The 1,422-nt window shown below is 34.6% G+C and carries 2 protein-coding genes; both read left to right on the plus strand.

The annotated features are described in order from the left end of the window. A partial coding sequence (locus CQA62_RS06925) for a hypothetical protein (RefSeq protein WP_170125572.1) occupies window positions 1–779 on the plus strand: 779 nt, incomplete at its 5' end. Continuing rightward, window positions 763–1,422, plus strand: a 660-nt coding sequence (locus CQA62_RS06750; RefSeq protein ID WP_211305528.1) for a hypothetical protein, incomplete at its 3' end; no start/stop codon positions are given. The genes CQA62_RS06925 and CQA62_RS06750, both read left to right, overlap by 17 nt.

Genomic DNA, 1,422 nt, shown 5'->3' on the forward strand with positions numbered 1-1,422 from the left:
GGAATGTCACTCTAGATACTTTAGCAAATGTCAATTTTGTATTTAATGGGACAAATCCACTTGTAGATGGAAATATTACAGTCAGCAGTGATGTAACAGGATCTTTTAGCAATCCAAATGGAGTGCTTCATCTTAATAATATAAATTTCTTATCAGGTGTAACTGGAAAACTTACTTTTGAAAATAGTGTTTCGATTAATGATATTACAAAACCTGGTGGAAATGGTGTGCTTGGAAACCAAAGCTTCTTGATCTTTAAGGGGGAGAGCAATGTTATTCAAAGCTTTATTATACAAAATGTTGTTACCAAAGGAAAAGCACATACTTTTGATGTAGTCTTTGAAGAATCAACCCAAAATAATACAATCCATACAGTTAAATCAATAAGTGGAAAAGGAAATACAAGCTTCTCTAATACTAACAAAATTGTCTTTAAAGGATCAGGAGAGAATCTTATTGATATACTCATTGAAGCTAATACCTCAAATCTCCAAACTCCTTTGCAAGGAAAAAATGAAATCACCTTTGAAAAAAGTGGGAGAATTTCCGCACCCATTAGAGCAATTGGAGGAATAAACTCTATTGTCTTTAAAGGTGCTGGTGAAAATAGCATTATTACAGGAGATATTTTATCCTTACGTTCACCTTATGGGGCAGATAGGATAAGTAAAAATGAAGTTACATTTCAAAATGGAGGAAAAATCTCTGGTCAAATTCAAGTTAAAGCAGGAGATAACATTATTAACTTCTCTGGAAATGGGGATGCAAGTATTCTCTAATATCACTGCAGCATCTGAAAATGGACGCACCGCCAACAATACAATCAGTTTCACTTCCACTGGGACCAATACAATACAAGGAAACATTTCAGCTACTCCATTTGAAGCTTCTGGGGTAGTAAAAAATACAATTACCTTTAGTGCAGGGACCAATATCATTACAGGAAACATTGATGCAAATTGGAATGGTTCAGGTAATGCCTCAAACTCTATCACTGTGAGCAATTCTCAATCTTTTACACTCACTGGTAAAACTTATTCAGGTGATGGCACAACAAATACTTTTGATCTACAAACTGGAGTAAATACAATTCAAAATGCAGGAGAAGATGCATTCTATGCAAATAATGGAACAAATACTGTAACTTTCGCGGGGGATAAAGATGCAACCATTATTGGAAATCTGCATGCAGAGAGAGCAAATGCATCCAATCAAATAACTTTTAACTCCTCTGCATTAAATGTATTTCAAGGAGATATACGCAATGATAGTGGCGGAACAAATCAAATTAATGTCACAAATGGAGAAGGAAATCTTAAGATTGGAAGCATATCCAATAACTCTGGAACCAACACAATCTCTGTAACTAAGGGAAATATTACAATTAATGGAAATGTATCAGGCTCTTCTAATTCTGCATCC

The sequence above is a fragment of the Helicobacter cholecystus genome (genome assembly GCF_003364215.1).
Classification (GTDB): Bacteria; Campylobacterota; Campylobacteria; order Campylobacterales; family Helicobacteraceae; genus Helicobacter_G; species Helicobacter_G cholecystus.